Annotated in this window: 1 tRNA gene; it reads right to left on the bottom strand. The window is 43.9% G+C overall.

What is annotated here, in order from left to right:
- Window positions 1-290: 290 nt before the first annotated feature.
- A tRNA-Ile gene (locus ATB02_RS25865) sits at window positions 291-366 on the bottom strand.
- Between the last annotated feature and the right edge of the window lie 30 nt (window positions 367-396).

The following is a 396-nucleotide window of genomic DNA, read 5'->3' as shown; positions in this document are numbered from 1 at the left end:
GATTAAATGAAGGGGTATAATAAATGATAATACTCTGGCTTTATCGTTAATTACTTAATTCCACATGTAAGCAATTTGCCCGCTTGGCATAGCGGGCATTTTTTCCAGGTACTTTTGAATGAGTACTGATGGATAAATACATTGCAGTGGCGTGCCACGTACCAAAACACCAGCCCTCATTCGAAACCACCCACCACACTTCTTCCTTGAAATGGCGTTAGTCGTGAAATATAGACCGCCATCGAGTACCCCTTGTACCCTTAACTCTTCCTGATACGTGAATGCTGATATGGTGGCCCTTGCTGGACTTGAACCAGCGACCAGGCGATTATGAGTCGCCTGCTCTAACCACTGAGCTAAAGGGCCTTGAGTATGCAATAACAATACTTATAAACC

Source organism: Escherichia sp. MOD1-EC5189 (assembly GCF_002966045.1).
In the GTDB taxonomy this organism is placed as follows: Bacteria; Pseudomonadota; Gammaproteobacteria; order Enterobacterales; family Enterobacteriaceae; genus Escherichia; species Escherichia coli_F.
Note: the sequence above shows the minus strand (reverse complement) of the source record. Positions and strands in the feature narration are given on the sequence as shown.